Consider the following 231-nt stretch of genomic DNA (forward strand, 5'->3'; position numbering starts at 1 on the left):
TCTCGCGGTAGACACCGACGTGCTTGTTTCGTTCGAGCAGGCGCCGAGACAGCGACCTGGCGATCTGTCGATACATGTCCGGGTATTTCTTCGCGAGCTTCGAGAACTGCTGTGCGGTCAGCCTGGCCACGAGCGAGGATTCCTCGGCAACCACCGTTGCCGAACGACGCTGAGTGGGCTCTACGGCTGCCATTTCTCCGACGTGATCGCCACGTCCGCGCCCCCCGATGC

Annotated in this window: 1 pseudogene; it reads right to left on the reverse strand. The window is 62.8% G+C overall.

From position 1 onward, the window contains the following. A pseudogene (locus AF337_RS41395) lies at positions 1-193 on the reverse strand (cyclic nucleotide-binding protein); the annotation flags it as partial. Between the last annotated feature and the right edge of the window lie 38 nt (positions 194-231).

Source organism: Rhizobium ecuadorense (assembly GCF_001187535.1).
GTDB classification, from domain to species: domain Bacteria; phylum Pseudomonadota; class Alphaproteobacteria; order Rhizobiales; family Rhizobiaceae; genus Rhizobium; species Rhizobium ecuadorense.